The sequence below is a fragment of the Paraburkholderia oxyphila NBRC 105797 genome, from assembly GCF_000685075.1.
GTDB classification, from domain to species: domain Bacteria; phylum Pseudomonadota; class Gammaproteobacteria; order Burkholderiales; family Burkholderiaceae; genus Paraburkholderia; species Paraburkholderia oxyphila.
Genome location: NZ_BAYD01000280.1, coordinates 1 through 1,154 on the forward strand (window position 1 = coordinate 1; position 1,154 = coordinate 1,154).

At 55.5% G+C, this 1,154-nt stretch carries 1 protein-coding gene; it reads left to right on the forward strand.

The window, feature by feature from the left end:
- Nucleotides 1–75 precede the first annotated feature (75 nt).
- Nucleotides 76–1,154: IS630 family transposase (locus BO1_RS48925; protein WP_028223788.1), on the forward strand; the 1,079-nt coding region annotated here is incomplete at its 3' end.

Here is a 1,154-nt window from a genome sequence, read left to right on the forward strand (position 1 = left end):
GTATTCTGTCCCAGAAATACCTTTATGTAAATTCGAAGTGCTCTATGATCAATCGAGGATCTACTGGAGACGATCATGGGACGCAAAGGAATTGAGGTTGTCGTATCCGAATTGGAGCGAGAACAATTGCTGTCGATGAGCCGTTCACGTTCGCTGCCTCACTCCCTCGTGCGCCGGGCAAAGATTGTTTTGATGGCCGCTGACGGCCATACGAGTCAGGAAATTGCAACGCAGTGCGAAGTGACACCACCGGCGATCACGCACTGGAAGAAGCGGTTTGTGGCGCACGGGCTTGCAGGTCTGCATGATGAAGCCCGCCCCGGCCGGCCTCGCACTCACGACGATGAAGCTGTAGCAGAACTGCTGGCGAGGATACTGCGTGAGAAGCCGGACGGGGCAACGCATTGGAGCGTGCGCTCCGCTGCAGCGCAGACAGGGATTTCGAAGAGTTCGGTGGCCCGATATCTATCGTTGTTCGGTGTACAGCCTCATCGTTCGAAAAGCTTCAAGCTGTCGAACGATCCGTACTTCGTGGAGAAGGTGCGAGATATTGTCGGGCTGTACCTGAGCCCGCCAACCAATGCTTTGGTTCTGTGTGTCGACGAGAAGAGCCAGTGCCAGGCGCTGGAACGTACGCAGCCGATGTTGCCGATGGGGCTGGGGTATCTTGAGGGAGTGACGCATGATTACGTTCGGCATGGCACCACCACTCTATTCGCCGCGCTCAATACGGCAACGGGTGAAGTCATTGCACAATGTAAGCCGCGCCACCGACATCAGGAATTCCTGGCGTTTCTCAAGCATGTGGACCTGGCGGTGCCTGCGGATCTCGATGTGCATCTGATAGTCGACAACTACGCGACACACAAGCATCCGAAAGTCAGGGCGTGGCTGGCCAGGCATACGCGCTACCACATGCACTTCACGCCGACCTACTCAAGCTGGCTGAATCAGGTTGAACGCTGGTTTGGCCTGATTACGCAGCAGGCAATCCGTCGAGGCTCATTTAGAAACGTGCGCCAACTCGTTACCAGCATCGAGCGGTATATCGAGCAGTACAACCAACACGGCAGGCCGTTCGTATGGACCGCGACTGCCGATTCAATTCTCCAGAAAGTGGCTCGGCTATGCAAAGTTATTTCTGGGACAGAATA